Source organism: Limnobaculum xujianqingii (genome assembly GCF_013394855.1).
GTDB lineage: Bacteria > Pseudomonadota > Gammaproteobacteria > Enterobacterales > Enterobacteriaceae > Limnobaculum > Limnobaculum xujianqingii.
In genome coordinates this window covers 2106136-2120682 of the sequence record NZ_JABMLK010000001.1, presented here as the reverse complement: position 1 = coordinate 2120682, position 14547 = coordinate 2106136, and the positions used below count along the sequence as shown (strand labels likewise).

15 protein-coding genes and 1 tRNA gene are annotated in these 14547 nt (G+C 43.3%); 6 read left to right on the top strand and 10 right to left on the bottom strand.

Annotated elements, in window-relative coordinates; all coding sequences use genetic code 11:
- Positions 1 to 86: 86 nt before the first annotated feature.
- The gene (locus GOL65_RS09680; protein ID WP_140919828.1) at positions 87 to 323 is read right to left on the bottom strand and encodes a hypothetical protein; all 237 of its coding nucleotides are present in this window, start codon (positions 321 to 323) and stop codon (positions 87 to 89) included.
- 958 nt (positions 324 to 1281) lie between these two features.
- On the opposite strand from GOL65_RS09680, the gene GOL65_RS09675 reads away from it, so the two are divergent.
- The gene (locus GOL65_RS09675; RefSeq protein ID WP_140919829.1) at positions 1282 to 3795 is read left to right on the top strand and encodes an autotransporter outer membrane beta-barrel domain-containing protein; all 2514 of its coding nucleotides are present in this window, start codon (positions 1282 to 1284) and stop codon (positions 3793 to 3795) included.
- A gap of 91 nt (positions 3796 to 3886) precedes the next feature.
- On the opposite strand, the gene GOL65_RS09670 is transcribed toward GOL65_RS09675, so the two are convergent.
- Positions 3887 to 4582: a hypothetical protein gene (locus tag GOL65_RS09670; RefSeq protein ID WP_140919830.1), complete on the bottom strand. Its 696-nt coding sequence runs from the start codon at positions 4580 to 4582 to the stop codon at positions 3887 to 3889.
- 94 nt (positions 4583 to 4676) lie between these two features.
- Positions 4677 to 5147 (bottom strand): hypothetical protein, encoded by a 471-nt coding sequence (locus tag GOL65_RS09665; protein WP_140919831.1) that lies wholly within the window; start codon positions 5145 to 5147, stop codon positions 4677 to 4679.
- Positions 5148 to 5245: 98 nt separating this feature from the next.
- Between GOL65_RS09665 and GOL65_RS09660 the strand changes: the two genes are divergently transcribed.
- A complete protein-coding gene (locus GOL65_RS09660; RefSeq protein ID WP_140919832.1) occupies positions 5246 to 5488 on the top strand; it encodes a type II toxin-antitoxin system ParD family antitoxin in 243 nt (80 codons plus the stop codon).
- Positions 5489 to 5547: 59 nt separating this feature from the next.
- Here GOL65_RS09660 and GOL65_RS09655 read toward each other — a convergent pair.
- Positions 5548 to 5623: transfer RNA gene (locus GOL65_RS09655), tRNA-Phe, on the bottom strand.
- Positions 5624 to 5968: 345 nt separating this feature from the next.
- Between GOL65_RS09655 and GOL65_RS09650 the strand changes: the two genes are divergently transcribed.
- Together GOL65_RS09650 and GOL65_RS09645 are read left to right on the top strand one after the other, a co-directional pair.
- Positions 5969 to 6649, top strand: coding sequence for a MarC family NAAT transporter (locus GOL65_RS09650; RefSeq protein ID WP_140919833.1), 681 nt, complete (start codon positions 5969 to 5971; stop codon positions 6647 to 6649).
- Between the two features lie 164 nt (positions 6650 to 6813).
- On the top strand, positions 6814 to 7404 hold the full coding sequence (locus GOL65_RS09645) for a DUF2628 domain-containing protein (RefSeq protein ID WP_140919834.1): 591 nt from the start codon (positions 6814 to 6816) through the stop codon (positions 7402 to 7404).
- Positions 7405 to 7698: 294 nt separating this feature from the next.
- Here GOL65_RS09645 and GOL65_RS09640 read toward each other — a convergent pair whose 3' ends face one another.
- From GOL65_RS09640 to mutY, 6 genes are all read right to left on the bottom strand, one after another.
- Positions 7699 to 9117: a sodium:proton antiporter gene (locus GOL65_RS09640; RefSeq protein ID WP_140919835.1), complete on the bottom strand. Its 1419-nt coding sequence runs from the start codon at positions 9115 to 9117 to the stop codon at positions 7699 to 7701.
- Positions 9118 to 9396: 279 nt separating this feature from the next.
- Positions 9397 to 10122 carry a nucleoside/nucleotide kinase family protein gene (locus GOL65_RS09635; protein WP_140919836.1) on the bottom strand — a complete coding sequence of 242 codons (726 nt, stop codon included), beginning with the start codon at positions 10120 to 10122 and terminating at the stop codon, positions 9397 to 9399.
- 399 nt (positions 10123 to 10521) lie between these two features.
- Positions 10522 to 10662, bottom strand: coding sequence for a hypothetical protein (locus GOL65_RS09630; protein WP_179038293.1), 141 nt, complete (start codon positions 10660 to 10662; stop codon positions 10522 to 10524).
- Positions 10663 to 10726: 64 nt separating this feature from the next.
- On the bottom strand, positions 10727 to 11818 hold the full coding sequence (mltC, locus tag GOL65_RS09625) for a membrane-bound lytic murein transglycosylase MltC (RefSeq protein ID WP_140919837.1): 1092 nt from the start codon (positions 11816 to 11818) through the stop codon (positions 10727 to 10729).
- A 30-nt stretch (positions 11819 to 11848) separates the two neighbouring features.
- Positions 11849 to 12121 carry an oxidative damage protection protein gene (locus GOL65_RS09620; protein ID WP_108901378.1) on the bottom strand — a complete coding sequence of 91 codons (273 nt, stop codon included), beginning with the start codon at positions 12119 to 12121 and terminating at the stop codon, positions 11849 to 11851.
- Between the two features lies 1 nt (position 12122).
- On the bottom strand, positions 12123 to 13178 hold the full coding sequence (gene mutY / locus GOL65_RS09615) for an A/G-specific adenine glycosylase (protein ID WP_179038292.1): 1056 nt from the start codon (positions 13176 to 13178) through the stop codon (positions 12123 to 12125).
- A 216-nt stretch (positions 13179 to 13394) separates the two neighbouring features.
- On the opposite strand from mutY, the gene trmB reads away from it, so the two are divergent.
- Positions 13395 to 14114 (top strand): tRNA (guanosine(46)-N7)-methyltransferase TrmB, encoded by a 720-nt coding sequence (gene trmB / locus GOL65_RS09610; RefSeq protein ID WP_140919838.1) that lies wholly within the window; start codon positions 13395 to 13397, stop codon positions 14112 to 14114.
- A complete protein-coding gene (locus GOL65_RS09605) occupies positions 14114 to 14446 on the top strand; it encodes a YggL family protein (protein WP_140919839.1) in 333 nt (110 codons plus the stop codon). Before trmB ends, GOL65_RS09605 begins: the two co-directional genes overlap by 1 nt.
- Positions 14447 to 14547 lie beyond the last annotated feature (101 nt).

Sequence of the window (14547 nt, the reverse complement as noted above, 5' to 3'; positions counted from 1 at the left end):
ACATCACGGTGAGTTAGAGCGAAAGGTACAAAAATTAAAAATGAGAGGCGTCGTGCCTCTCATTATTATTTATTGAAGAATAACGATTACTTACGGCCGAACAGGCTGCCAAGATTCTTCAGGAAGCCGCCGATTACGCTAACGCTAGCTTCAACAACTTGGCCGATACCTGCACCTAATTTGGTACCAGCAGCAGTAGCAGTGTTGCCTTTGGTTGCTGCATCAACGATAGCGCCAATACCAGTACCTAAAGCGGCACCTGCATCAGTAATAAAACCAGCGTCAGATACTTCTTCTACTTCATGGCTATGTAATTCACGCATTGTAAAAATCCTTATTTAAAAGCGATATATAAATATCTAATGATAATTGATAAGTAGCTTATATTTAGAATTCATCTGAATATATATAGGAATATACTTATCAAAAATGATGCTAATGGCTAAGGTAATGGTTGTCAATTAACTTGCTCAATGGTGTTGTTTTATTTTTCCTGCATTACTTATTGTTTTTATTGGTGTTTTTTCTATATTAATTGTGTTGTTTTTTATTGTTTTGTTTTTTCTGTTCGTTTTTTTGTTTATTTTTAAGTTTTGTTTTTTATTTCTTAATTATTTTTATATTACTGATTTTAAACAGTAGTTTATTATTTTTTGTTTCCAATTAATTTCTGTTTTTTTTATTAAATCATTTATGTTAAGACGAAACAAATGTGGTTGTGGAGTAAAATTATTTTATTTTATTACAGCGAACAAATTGCGCTCTAAGCTCGTTTTTTGAACAAAAAGTGTATATGCACTGCATAAATAGTCGGACTGAAAAAGTACGAAACAGATAAATACGCTGGCTAATTCACTTGATATCTATTTGTGCAATGATTACATGAGTAATAATTAGGGATTATTATTTTTACTGATAGTTATTTTATTAACCAATAATTAACTTTATATTAATTATTTTTATTAAATCAATTAACTGTGAGTATGTATTCTATCTATAACCACATAAACCTGATTGTAATTTAATATTTTTAAATAACCTCTTTGTTATCATTTTATTTATTTGAATTTTATAATAAAAATTATTAATTCAACTCAATTGAATTAATTGAATGACGCAAATGTGTTGCTATTTTAATATTTGTAATTTAATATCTCCAACAAGATTGATTTTTAATGATGACACGCTTTTGATTGGTTATCATAATATAATATTCAATGAAATCATCTTTACAAAAGCTTAATTAGTATTAGGGAATTAGTATAATTTCAAGGAGTTATTATGATTAAATTTCGCCATTATATTGCTTTTAGTACACTTTTAAGCCTCCCTCTTTCTGGTAGCGTATTTGCAGCTGAACCTGATGATTATTGTAATAGCTATGGCTGCACCTTTGATACTCAAACCGATAATGTTTTAGATTTCACCGGACATTCAATTTTTATTAATAATTACTATTGGATTGAAAATTACTCTGATTCTGATAAACGTTTTATTGTTAATAACCTGACTCTCCGAGATGAGAACGTCAATTCGGAATGGTATGAAGATGAAAGCAGCTACAATGAGCTGATTTATGTTTACGGTGATTCATACGGAAATCCCGCTACGGGCGGTGTTACGCTGAATTCATGGGATGTTGATATTACCGGGAAGATCAATACGCTATTTTCTTTTGAATACAATTTGAACAATACCAGTGGCCAAAATGGTGAGCTGATTTCTCTGGTTAACTCTAACGTTAATGTAGATGCGCATTCCGTTTTTCTTTTTACACCTTATGGTCAGGAAGCCGTTGCGGCTAATAGTATCGATCTCTATTCGATTGTTGACTCGACCATTATCAATAATAAGCAGCATATATCCGATAATGATGGCGCTATCGATCAGCAATATCTGTCAACGCGCTTAGGTAGCATATTTAATTTTAGGTCGCATAATGACTGGCTTTATTATAGTCAGCATGATTTAACCGCTAACCTGAATATTGTTGGTAGTACGCTAAAAGCAGAAACATTGGCGGGTATTGAGCTTGGCGAATCGAGTGGCTGGACAGACCGTAATAATGCTTTTGCCATCAATTTAACCAACAGCAGCGGGGAGTTTAAAAACTTACTGACCCATGCCGGACAATACCAGACTGAAGGCGATCTTGATCGGGACGAGTTTCAGGTTAATTTAGATAATTCTGTGGTGACTTCCGGTATATACAGTGAGCGCCACGGTGGGCTGCGTTTAACCAATACTTCTTTGTCATTAAATAATGGTTCGGTTTTTAACTATTTAGGTGACTGTACTGATACCTGTAACCGTTATGCCATGGAAGAGAATGAGCAAGCGGGTATCAAAACGCCACACTATGATGATTCCTATATTCATCAAATCAATATTAACAGTGGTTCAACCTTTGCTTTTTCACCGGTAGGGGCGTTTAAACACCTGTACGTTGATGAAATGAATTCAGACGGTACGGGTATCATCGCGATGAACAGTGATGTATCAACACTGAGTGGTGACTTGCTGGATATTAAACAAGCTACGGGTACGTTTAATGTGGCAATTCAGGACAGCGGGAATGAACCAACCAGTCAGGATAATTTAGCGCTGATTTATGTTGGTAAAGGTGAAAGCGGACAGTTTTTGTTAAACGATGGCAATGGTGTTGATATTGGTGCCTATGTTTACGATCTGAAATCAGCACAAAGTGGCGATCGTTATACCTGGTTCCTGACACAGCAAAATTCTGCAATAGTCGAACCAGAGCCGGAGCCAACACCTGATCCAGAACCAACACCAGATCCAGAGCCGGGTGAAACGCCGGACCCAATACCAACACCAGATCCAGAGCCTGGTACCGACCGCCCTAAAACCAGCCCATCAACCGATGGTGTGTTGAGCATGGCTTCTGCAACTCAGTTTATTTTCAACGAAGAGTTGGATAACTTACGCCTGCGTCGCGGTGATATCACGCGTAACAATAGTGAAGGTGCTAACGCATGGGGTCGTGTTCTGAATAGTAGCCTGCGGGTGAATGGTCCTGAAAATTCAGCCTATAAGCTTTACCGTAGCGGTATGGAGCTGGGGGGCGATAAGGCATTTGATATTGGCAATGATAAGCTGATGATTGGTTTAAGTGCCTCTATGTCGGATAACCGTGTGAAGCACGCTCGCGGTGGTAACAGTGATATTAATGCTTATACAGCCGGTATCTATGCCACCTATGTAACAGAGAATAACGTCTATATTGATGGATTGGTGAAGTACTCTCATTTTGATAATGAACTGCGGGTGAAAACCACCAATGGCTCACAGGCCAGTGCTGACTACAAGCAAAACGGTTTGGGTGCTGCGTTAGAAATGGGTTACAAGCATCAGTTTGCTAACTCGCCATATGGTCTGTTTGCTGAGCCTTACGGTCGTGTGAGCTATCTGACCATTGAAGGGAAGTCATTCCGCTTTAATAACGGTATGAAAGCTAAAATTGACGATCAGAAATCTCTGTTAGGGGAAGTCGGCGTTTCGTTTGGTGCAGAGTTTGCCTTAAACGATAAGGTTATTTTGAGCCCATACATTAAAGTGGCTGCAGAGCATGAGTTTATCTCTGATAACGATGTGTATATCAACGAGATCCATAAGTTCACCAATGATTACTCCGGTACTGCGGGTAAGTACGGTGTAGGGGTGAATCTGGCGGTAAACAATCATACATCCGTTTATGCTGAAGTGGATTACGTGAAGGGTCGCGATATTGAGTCACCAATGAAGGCGAATATCGGATTCAGAATTAACTTCTGATAGTCGTTTATTGATTGAAATTAAAGGCCACCGGCGAGGGTGGCCTTTTTGCATGATGTGAATCAGAAAGCAGAGCTATTTTCTAAACCTGTTATGTCCAGTCAAAGGTAAACAGGGCAATCTTCTCAACCGGGTCGTAAAATAGCAAAATGGCATCGGCTCCGGTATCGCAATAGGAGTAAGAGGTTACCCAACCAATCAGATGAAAGCGTCGACCATCCTGAGTTAATGGATAAGCGTTATCATATCCGTCGCTTCCTGGTTCATACTCCAGCGGGAAGCCATCACACCAGTTTCCAACGCCTGGCTCAGAGCCAATATCATCAACCCAGGCCTGAGGATTATCCGTCTGGTCCCAGGGGTTAAGCATGCCGTGTTGCAGATAGAACGCTTTTGCCTTTTCAAGGCCCTGTTCACCATCTTCATAGTATTCCGCAAGATCGCTGTCTTCACGTCCTTCCAGATAGAAATAGCGGAAATCACCAAGAAAGGTATAGCGATCGTTTTCCAGACGAAATGCCAACCAGTTCTCCCGATTGTAATAGTCATGATATTCGGTGGTTCTGCCGCCAATCATGCCTTCATAAGGCTCTTTTGGGCTAATAAAATGAATTTTACCAGACCATTCAGGATTGATAGCGGCAAGGTCGAGAGTTAACAGCGGTAACAGATGGCGGCGGTGGGTTTTAATATCACCGGCGAAAACCTGTTCAGCGGATGGGAACGGCGTCATAAAAGGTAGTAGATCTTTGACATCCTGCACATGTAACTTTTTAGAGCTACTCATATACTGATTTCCTGTTCAGCATGGGGTTGGGATTAATATAGCAAGAAAGTATGGCAACAGAAGAAGAAAAAATAGATAGGAATAGTCAGGCTGTTCAGTCCCATATCTTTGACTGTAAAGGACTTTTATAGATGGCTGCAATATCCTGCTGCCGGTTAACGTCAAAAAAGACTAACCATCGGTATTTTTTATCAATGATATAAAATTGTGGTTCAGGCACTCCGGAAGAGAGATATAACAGTTCTCTTAGTGCGTTTTTTTGGCAGTCGTAAATCTGGCATTCTGCACCCATAGGTGGGTTCATTAATAACAGCCAAAAGTTCGTATTCTCTGGCAGTTTGTCCATTTCTTCCTGATAGAGTGTTTTTACCGAACAGGTTTTTATCAGCTCTCTGTTCTTGATTTTCGCAGCATCAAGTTTATTTGAATAGATATCTTCTTGAGAGAAACTGAAGAAGGTATCGATGATCGTCGCGATAACATTTTTTCCCCGCCAGAAGGGGTCATTAAATTGCGGGGCAGGGTACTGTTGTTTGAGGTAGTGGATTTTTTCTTGCCAGTACATTTTTAGAGTTTCCTGTGTGCGAACGGCTGCTTTTCTATCAATATTAAAATAAGCTGAGATCAGGTGATAGTAGTTAATGGGTAACGCAAGGAATGTATATGTTAAGAACTATCAGCGTTGATATTGATGACAGGCTTGACGACTTTGTGAAACGGATGATTGCTGATGGGCGTTATAGCTCGGTTAATGAAGTAGTGTGCTCGGCACTTCGTTTGTTGGAGCAAAAAGAAGCTCGGGTGGGTGAGTTAAGAAATTTGGTGCTTGCCGGAGAGGAGAGTGGGGAAAGTGTGTTGAGTTTGAGTGATATTGCTGTACGGAAAAAAACAGGGTGTGGTGTATAAAGAACGGTTGATAAAATCCCAAAAAGCAAAAACCCGCCAAAAGGCGGGTTCTTAAATTATGGTGCCCGGACTCGGAATCGAACCAAGGACACGGGGATTTTCAATCCCCTGCTCTACCGACTGAGCTATCCGGGCAGTGGAGCGACATTAAACCGGATTACGTGCCGAAGGTCAAATACTTTAAACCAGTAAGGCTATAAAACTAAGCTAACTGGTTTTTTTTCCACCAGTTTCGCCGTTAACTTAATGATTTTCAGACCAGCAGAGTAGCGGAATAAATCATGCTTCAGGCTCGGGTTGCTAATAAAAATCCATTATTAGTCTGTATACTGCGCGATTGAAATGATAACTATGCGTTATCATTGATAATGATGAATGTCTGATTAGCAAATTGATGTTGCTTCAATATCCGCTAATCTAATGGTAATGAAACATCACAGGCATTTGGCCTGCGCGATACAAGATGGAACTCCCTAAAGTATGAATGATGTACTGCAAATTATGCACTTGATTGGCCTTGGTTTGGTGTTACTGATCCCATTGACCAACCCCTTAACTTCGGTGGCTCTGTTTCTCAGCCTGAGCGGTGATATGAGCCGTGAAGAGCGTCATAATCAGGCAATGATGGCCTCATTTTATGTGTTTCTGATTCTGGTTATCTCGTTTTTCTGCGGTGAACTGGTGATGCGCCTGTTTGGCATCTCAATTCCTGGTTTGCGTATTGCCGGTGGATTAATTGTGGCTTACATCGGTTTCAGAATGTTGTTTCCTCCTGTGCATCCGCCTAAGCCAGAGAAGAGCGAGGGCGAAGAGACAAAGGTATTGAAGCCCACCACTCAAAGTATTGCCTTTGTGCCTATTGCCATGCCGAGTACTGCCGGGCCGGGTACCATTGCTATGGTTATCTCTGCGGCTTCAACCTGGCATCAGGTAGGAAACTACAGTGAATGGATGGTTTATACCGCGGTGGTGTTAACGGCGGTGGTATTATCACTGGTGTTGTGGGGCTGCTTACGTAGTTCTGATTTAATTATGAAAGGCGTAGGTAAAAGCGGTATTGAAGCCATCTCCCGGGTTATGGGTTTTCTGCTGGTATGTATGGGCGTTCAGTTTATGATTAATGGCGTCTTTGAACTAATTAAAACCTACCCGGGTGCATAATCGATTCAATCCAAAGAATAAATTGGTTACATGAGTAATCAATTTATTTATCAGGTGAAAGGCGTGTTGAAAGCCCGTTTCATGAACGATACTATAGGCTCACTTTAATCATATTTGTCGATCGGAACGACAAAACAGACCTCAGATAAATACGGGAAGATGTCATGGAGAAGTGTCAAAAGTGTGGGAATATGTCGGTCAACGACAACGGTGAGTGCGTTGTTTGTGATGAATCGGCATCCGTCAATCCTTATGCAGTTTCTGCTGCGGTTACCGATAGTTTTCCTATCGATGATATTTCCTCTACGCCTGAAGCAGAGGAATATTCAAAAGTATTTGTTGGTAGCAAATACTACTCCTTCTTTCCCCATGGTCGTGACATTCCTAAAAGCTGGAACTGGGCGGCGTTTTTTATCGGCGTATTCTGGTTCATCTACCGCAAAATGTATCTGTATGCCGCGATTTATCTGGGGCTTGGTTTCCTGTTGACCGGTATTCAGTCAATGCTGGGCATATCCGAGGTGATTACCAACGTTATCAGTATCGGAATGGGAGTAGGGGCTGGTGTTTTAGCTAACCGTCTGTATAAACAGCATATGGATAAGAAAATTGCTGAAACGCTGGCTGTCGCTCAAAAATCAGAAATCATTCCGGCGCTGAAAGCTAAAGGCGGAACAAACCTGATCGGCGCGCTGATTGCGTTTGGTATTCTGTTTGGGATTATTGTTATGTCGATGTCGGCAATGGGGATATAAGTAGTTTCATTTGCATTATGGCAAATTAGATAAATTGGCCTCAATGAATATTCCGGTCGTAAAATCTAAAGTGCTTATATTGGCTTGATGCTCGACCGGAAGACCGCCTGTACTTGACTTTGGTGCATGTCGGGCCTGGTCTCCCTAGGGGCGCTTCGTTGGCTTGCGCCAAGTCGACCCCAACGGAAGCCCCTCCCGACAATTGACTATTTTAAAACATAAAACCGAACTTTCAGACTTTGTTACCAATAAAAAATGCCGCATAAGCGGCATTTTTTATTGGTAACGGTATCTTTAGATCAGAAAGAATATCACCGTCAGTATCAGGAACAGCGGTATCAGAATACCGAACGACCACTTCATATAACCGAAGAAGCTTGGCATCGCGATACCACTTTGAGTGGCAATACTCTTCACCATAAAGTTTGGCGCATTACCAATATAGGTCAGTGCACCCATAAATACTGAACCCATCGAGATGGCCAGCAGCGTTTGCTGTAGTGGACCCATCAGCGTTGCGGCATCACCGGCAGCCAGATTAAAGAACACCAGATAGGTTGGGGCGTTATCCAGAAATCCGGACAGTGCTCCGGACAGCCAGAAATACATGGCGTTGATTGGCGCACCTTCCGAGTCAGAAACCATGGCAACCAGTCCGGCCATATGACCATCCTGTCCTGCCCGCAGGATAGCTAATACCGGGCCGATAGTAATAAAGATACCGGCAAACAGCTTACCTACTTCCAGAATGGGTTCCCAGCTAAACTGATTGGCTGAGCGAACCTGTTTGGCGGTTAACATCATCGACAGAGCAGCGATCACCAGTAGCAGAATGTCACGAGTGATATTCTGTAATTCCATATGTACACCCAGTACGCTGAACTCCACGCCAGACTTCCAGAAGCCGGAGAGTAAAACGCTGCCAACTACCGCCAATAGCAGAATAAAATTAAATTTACCGTACAGGCGTAATTTAGAGTCGGGGGTTGGATCGTTCGGCAGAATCTCATCTTCACGTTTGTAATAGTAGCTATCCACCAAATAGAACAGCGTCAGCAATACCAGAGTACTGATTAAAACCGGTAGCAGCATATGTTTAGCGGTCCAGAAAAAGTCGACGCCTTTCAGAAAACCAATAAACAGTGGAGGATCTCCCAGCGGTGTAAGACCACCACCGATATTAGCCACCAGGAAGATGAAGAAAATAATCACATGCACCCGGTGCTTACGATTATCGTTTGCTCTGATCAGAGGACGAATCAGCAGCATTGCCGCTCCGGTGGTTCCCATCAGTGAGGCAAGAATCGCACCAATGGCCAGCAGGGCGGTATTTAATTTAGGTGAACCGTGCAGATTACCTTTAACTAAAATGCCGCCAGACACGGTAAACAGGGCAAACAGCAAGATAATAAAAGGGATATATTCTGCCAGAATGGCATGGGCGACTAATCCGATACTGGTGCTCATGCCAAACGTGATGGCAAACGGAACCAGAAACAGTACCGACCATAAGGCGGTGATTTTGCCAAAATGATGATGCCAGATAGTGGGGATGATCAATGGGCAGAGTGCAATCGACAACAGAATACCAACAAATGGAATACCCCATCCCAGACTCAGTGTTGAACCATCAATATCTGCCGCGAAGCTGGTGGCAGGTATCATCAAGCCAGACAAAAGGCATAATAGTTTTAATAATAGTGGACGGGACATTAGCGGTTGCTCCGGTAACCAACATATAAGAATGAAAAAACGTTTCAGTATTTGAGCAAAAATCAGGTATCCCTGTCAAAGTACTGGCCGTGTCTGGCTTTTACCGGCAGAGGATATAGTTCGTTGGTAATAACGATCTGTAAAACATATGACTTGATAAGATAAGCACTTTAAAACGGTGCAATATGTACCTGTCAGCAGGAATAGTTCCGCAACTCGTTACTGTATTTTTTATATCTCTGAAGCAACGACTTCATGATTTGCTATGCCAGATTAGCATCAATCAAGAATATTGATATCAACGGTACTATAGGAGCCATCAGGTAGCAGCATCAGCGTCATATCCGCTCGCTGACTATTGTTTAATACGCGTTGGACGTTAAGCGCATCTGAATTTTCAAAGAAGTTTTCTGCATCCTGATAGCTTAATCCGCCTTTCATTTTTCGCTCAATCAGACGCTGCTTCAGGTTTTCTATTGGGCTGCCAATAAAAATACTGTAATCGCACAGGGCTACCAGCTCCTGCCAACCTGGTTCTTTCAGCAATAACCAGTTGCCTTCAATGACCAGAATAGGAGATGTGACCTCAATAGCGTTATGCACCGGATCGTGAAGATTACGGTCATAAGCAGGCCAACGTGCGTCCGGTTGCTGTAGTGTCGCGATATAGTCTTTCAGCAGGCCTAAATCGAAGGTTTCGGGTGCGCCTTTACGAGCGCGAAGATTATGCTCATCCAGATAGCTGTTATAACGGTGAAAACCGTCCATTGGCAGCCCTTGCAGATCTTTTAGATCCATATCCTGACGCGACAGGATTTGCCAAAAGCTGGTCAGGGTTGATTTACCAACGCCGGGAGGCGCAGCAAGAAAGACAATCAGACGCTGTTTTTTACGTCGTTGGAATTCAGTCAACATCCGCAATAAAGGCAGATGAAGATCCCGTATATCCTTATCCGGAAATGTGGCGATATAGCTAAGGCCATTAACATCCAATTCCACATTCATCAGTATATTCCTTTAATACTGCGGTGACGGAGTGTCTTTTTGCGTCACGATTTAATGGTTGAGTGATTGAAAACTAAAACAGAATAATATCAGTTTTTACAGGTTTGCCTACGGTGATGTAAACCCATTAAAAAACCGGCAATATCGATTATTTGCCGGTTTTATCTGGTCCTGTTTTGTGCCTTAAAAAAGCTAATCGTTGGGAGAGACGGGTGTTGGGGTCGACTTGGCGTCAGCCAACGAAGCGCCCCTAACCCGGCTAGGCCCAACGCACTCCAATACCAAGTACAAATTGTTTTCCGGCCGCGCACAAAAGAAATATAAGCACTATGCATTTACGGCCGGAATATCTCTTGATGCTGATTTATTAGGTTTATCAGTAGACTAAGAAATCTGAGATCACTCTTGGTTATTTTGCTGCTTATTGTCTAATTCACGTTGTTGTGCAGCCATTTTCTCACGCTGACGTTTTTGCCAGAAGATAACGATAGCAACGGCGACAACGATGCCGATAATCTGCGGTAAGCTGATACCACCCATAACAGGATTCCTTATTGTTTAATTTATGCCGCTGACAGCCTTAACTGACAGCGACATGAATGGATTATCTCCGATAATTCTTCTGTGCCGTATTCACTTTATTCAGATAATTACGTGACTCAGCCGATGGATGCTTGGTGGTCAGTGTTTCATACACATCACCTGGTGACATACGGTTAATCACATCCGGCGCTTTATTGCGGTCGCTGGAGAACACGCGCAATACGCTACCTGCACCACCGTTATAGGCAGTAATAACCGCATATCGGCGCGATGTAGGGTTAGTAATTCCACCCAGATAGCTGTTTTGCAGAATCGACAGGTAAGCCGTGCCGGTATCAATATTGCTTTCCGGATCGAACAGGAAGTTACGGCTTGGTTGTCCTGATTTACCCTGCATTTTAAATACATCACGACCAGCAGTGTGCTGCATTACTTGCATCAGCCCCAGTGCATCAGAACGGCTGACGGCGTAAGGGTTAAAGCTGGACTCGGTTTGCATAATTGCCAGAATCAGCGACTCTTCAACATTATATTTACGGGCGGCTTTACGCACCAACGGCAGGTATTTATGGGCCCGCTTATCCAGGTGGTTAGCTACCAGCGGAATATCCACCGACCAGATTACCCGCAGCCCGGAGGAACGCTTCTTCAGCTTAGTCTGGATAATATAGTCAGCAAAATGTGTGGCGCGCCATTGCCAGCGAATGGTATTACCATCCTGATCCAGCACCTGACCATACAGGAACGGTTCTTTACTGATTTGAATATCGTTAGCGTCCGAATAGAGATCGGTGGTTTGTGGATCTTCACCCATTAGCAAGGTGGTCACAATAGCCTGACGCAGATTGTTTTCAGGGCTCTCTGTGGCCAGAGTTTCCACGGTGATAACACCGGCATCAAAGTTAATATGGCTACGGGTACGATATTGATCGGTATATTTCACATAATCTTTAGGACCGGCGATCAGGACTTCATGCATTCCCCAGATGTTTTCGACGTTATGGGCAAACTGGCCCATCAGAATATCGAACGCATTGGTGTCTTTAATATATCTGTCGTCATCCTGTGGTTTTTTCTTACTGCCGCCCCCACACGAGACCAGCAAAGGCGCTATCAGCAGTAGCGCGCAGATTCTTTTTAAATTAATGATCATTTTTTAATGGCGCATTATTCAAAACAAAGATTATTGACTTGGTGGTGTGTAACCATCGATGTGGACATCTTTACCTTCAAACAGGAAATTCACCATTTCTTGTTCCAGTAATTTACGGTGCTCCGGGTCCATCATATTCAATTTCTTTTCATTGATAAGCATGGTTTGTTTGCTCATCCATAGTGCCCATGCTTCTTTTGAAATCTCGTTAAAAATCCGTTTGCCTAATTCACCAGGATAAAGCTGGAAGTCTTGCCCTTCGGCTTCTTTTTGCAGGTAAGTACAGAAAATGGTTCTGCTCATGCTAATCCTCGTGTTCATTTTTAAGCTGATTAAGTAATCGTTCAACTGGCGTTGCCAGCCCGACGGATGGCGGTTGAGTCAGGTTGTACCACATACCCTGACTCTCTTCCTGACAGCGCTGACCGGGCACCATATTAAGCAACATCGGCGTAATATCCAGATGGAAATGGCTGAAGGTATGGCGGAAAGCCGTCTGCTGTTTTAAATCGTTGGCAGACATTCCCCGCTGTTCCAGCCAGTGGGTCAGCGAAGTCCAATCGCTAAACTGAGGGAAGCAGTAAAGTCCTCCCCAGAGCCCGACATCCGGTCGTTGTTCCAGCCAGACTTTATCATTGTTCTTAAGTAACAGGAACCATGCGTTTTTCTCCGGTATTTTTTGTTTTGGTTTTTTCCCCGGATAGTCTGCCCAGCTTTGATTGGCATAGGCAATACAGCCTGAATTGAGCGGGCACAGTTCGCATTTAGGGCGAGAGCGGGTACAAACCAGCGCACCGAGGTCCATCATGGCCTGATTGAATTGAGCTACACCCTCTGCTGGTGTGACTTCAGTACTGATATCCCAAAGCCGTTTTTCCACTTCTTTCTTACCCGGCCAGCCTTCTATGGCATAGCAACGGGCGATTACCCGTTTTACATTGCCATCAAGAATCGGATAGTGCTGGTTAAGAGAGAGGGAGAGTATGGCTCCGGCGGTAGAACGGCCAATGCCCGGCAGGTCGTGTACGGTATCAAAATCTGTCGGGAAGATACCTTGATGCTGTGAGGCAATAGTTTTTGCTGCTTTATGCAGATTACGCGCTCTGGCGTAATAACCAAGGCCCGTCCAGAGGTGTAATACTTCATCCGTTGGCGCTGCCGCCAGTGAGTTAATATCGGGGAATTGAGCAATAAAACGCTGAAAATAAGGGATTACAGTAGTGACCTGCGTTTGTTGCAGCATGACTTCAGAAAGCCAGACATGATAGGGCGTTTTTTCAATTTGCCAGGGTAGGGTCTTACGACCAAATTTTTGGTACCAGCTCAAAACGGCCTGTGCAAATGGCTTTGCTTGCATCATATAAATGTGACATTTCTCGGAGAATAAAACAGATGGCGTGATTCCAGCACAGACATCAGCCAGAGTAAACCTTAACCTGAGATAATCATGCAGAATAACCCGGATGGATTGTCGCGGATTGTTTAAGGATTAAGGCAATATAGGGTATGATGCCAGCCTGAAAATTTTATCTTCATCATTAACAATTAACAGCGGCCGGTATAAACAGAATTTTTTATGATTAACGATGTCATTTCCCCTGAATTTAATGAAGACGGCCGCGCGATGCGCCGCATTCGTAGCTTTGTTCGCCGTCAGGGGCGGCTGACAAAAGGCCAGCAATACGCGCTGGATAACTACTGGCCAATAATGGGGGTAGAGTTTCAACCAGAACCTCTAAACCTGTCAGAAGTGTTTGGTCGTGAAGCACCGGTCACTCTGGAAATCGGCTTTGGTATGGGGATGTCGCTGGTCAAAATGGCGCAGGATAACCCGCAGCAAGATTTTCTGGGGATTGAAGTTCATAGTCCGGGTGTCGGTGCCTGTCTGTCTTCGGCTCATGAAGCCGGAGTAGGGAACCTGCGGGTAATGTGCCATGATGCGGTCGAAGTGCTGGATAAGATGATTCCTGACGCTTCTCTGGATATGGTTCAGCTGTTCTTCCCCGATCCGTGGCATAAAGCGCGCCATCATAAGCGCCGAATTCTCCAGACGCCGTTTGCTATGGCGATACTGAAAAAATTAAAGGTGGGTGGTGTGTTTCATATGGCCACCGACTGGGAAAATTATGCAGAGCATATGTTAGAAGTGATGAACGCGATTCCGGCATATCGTAATCTGTCGGTTGATGGTACTTATGTGCCACGTCCTGATTCTCGCCCGTTAACTAAGTTTGAGTTACGTGGCCATCGTTTAGGGCATGGTGTATGGGATTTGATGTTTGAGAGGAGTGAATAATGGCACATCAACGTAGTCGTCGTTTACGTAAAAAAATGCGTATCGATGAGTTTCAGGAAATCGGATTTTTAATTAGCTGGGCATTTCCTGAAGGAACCGCAGTTGAGAAGATCGACGCAACAATTGATAACTTTATCAACGAAGTGTTTGAAGCCCACGACCTCTCCTTTGAGGGCGGCGGCTATCTGAAGTGGGATGGTCTGGTATGCCTGCAAAAGATCGGTAAATGCACCGAAGAACACCGTGGTATCGTGACTAACTGGCTGGAAGACAAAGGCATGCTGGATGTAAAAGCCAGTGAGCTGATGGATATTAACTATTACGAAGAGTAATGGTTAAGTCAGGGGGAAGAATTTCCCCCTGATAGTTTTCAGTTTTGGGTAAGGTTGATTATCCATGGCGCTGAACAGCTTTGACTAATTCTGCTATTTTT

Bases quoted from the DNA above. Each gene is read 5' to 3' on its own strand.
- trmB (WP_140919838.1), top strand. From the start codon at position 13,395: ATGATTAACGATGTCATTTCCCCTGAATTTAATGAAGACGGCCGCGCG.
- GOL65_RS09645 (WP_140919834.1), top strand. From the start codon at position 6,814: ATGGAGAAGTGTCAAAAGTGTGGGAATATGTCGGTCAACGACAACGGT.
- mltC (WP_140919837.1), bottom strand. From the start codon at position 11,818: ATGATCATTAATTTAAAAAGAATCTGCGCGCTACTGCTGATAGCGCCT.
- GOL65_RS09660 (WP_140919832.1), top strand. From the start codon at position 5,246: ATGTTAAGAACTATCAGCGTTGATATTGATGACAGGCTTGACGACTTT.
- GOL65_RS09650 (WP_140919833.1), top strand. From the start codon at position 5,969: ATGAATGATGTACTGCAAATTATGCACTTGATTGGCCTTGGTTTGGTG.
- GOL65_RS09670 (WP_140919830.1), bottom strand. From the start codon at position 4,582: ATGAGTAGCTCTAAAAAGTTACATGTGCAGGATGTCAAAGATCTACTA.
- GOL65_RS09680 (WP_140919828.1), bottom strand. From the start codon at position 323: ATGCGTGAATTACATAGCCATGAAGTAGAAGAAGTATCTGACGCTGGT.
- mutY (WP_179038292.1), bottom strand. From the start codon at position 13,178: ATGATGCAAGCAAAGCCATTTGCACAGGCCGTTTTGAGCTGGTACCAA.
- GOL65_RS09605 (WP_140919839.1), top strand. From the start codon at position 14,114: ATGGCACATCAACGTAGTCGTCGTTTACGTAAAAAAATGCGTATCGAT.
- GOL65_RS09620 (WP_108901378.1), bottom strand. From the start codon at position 12,121: ATGAGCAGAACCATTTTCTGTACTTACCTGCAAAAAGAAGCCGAAGGG.
- GOL65_RS09635 (WP_140919836.1), bottom strand. From the start codon at position 10,122: ATGAATGTGGAATTGGATGTTAATGGCCTTAGCTATATCGCCACATTT.
- GOL65_RS09630 (WP_179038293.1), bottom strand. From the start codon at position 10,662: ATGGGTGGTATCAGCTTACCGCAGATTATCGGCATCGTTGTCGCCGTT.
- GOL65_RS09675 (WP_140919829.1), top strand. From the start codon at position 1,282: ATGATTAAATTTCGCCATTATATTGCTTTTAGTACACTTTTAAGCCTC.
- GOL65_RS09665 (WP_140919831.1), bottom strand. From the start codon at position 5,147: ATGTACTGGCAAGAAAAAATCCACTACCTCAAACAACAGTACCCTGCC.
- GOL65_RS09640 (WP_140919835.1), bottom strand. From the start codon at position 9,117: ATGTCCCGTCCACTATTATTAAAACTATTATGCCTTTTGTCTGGCTTG.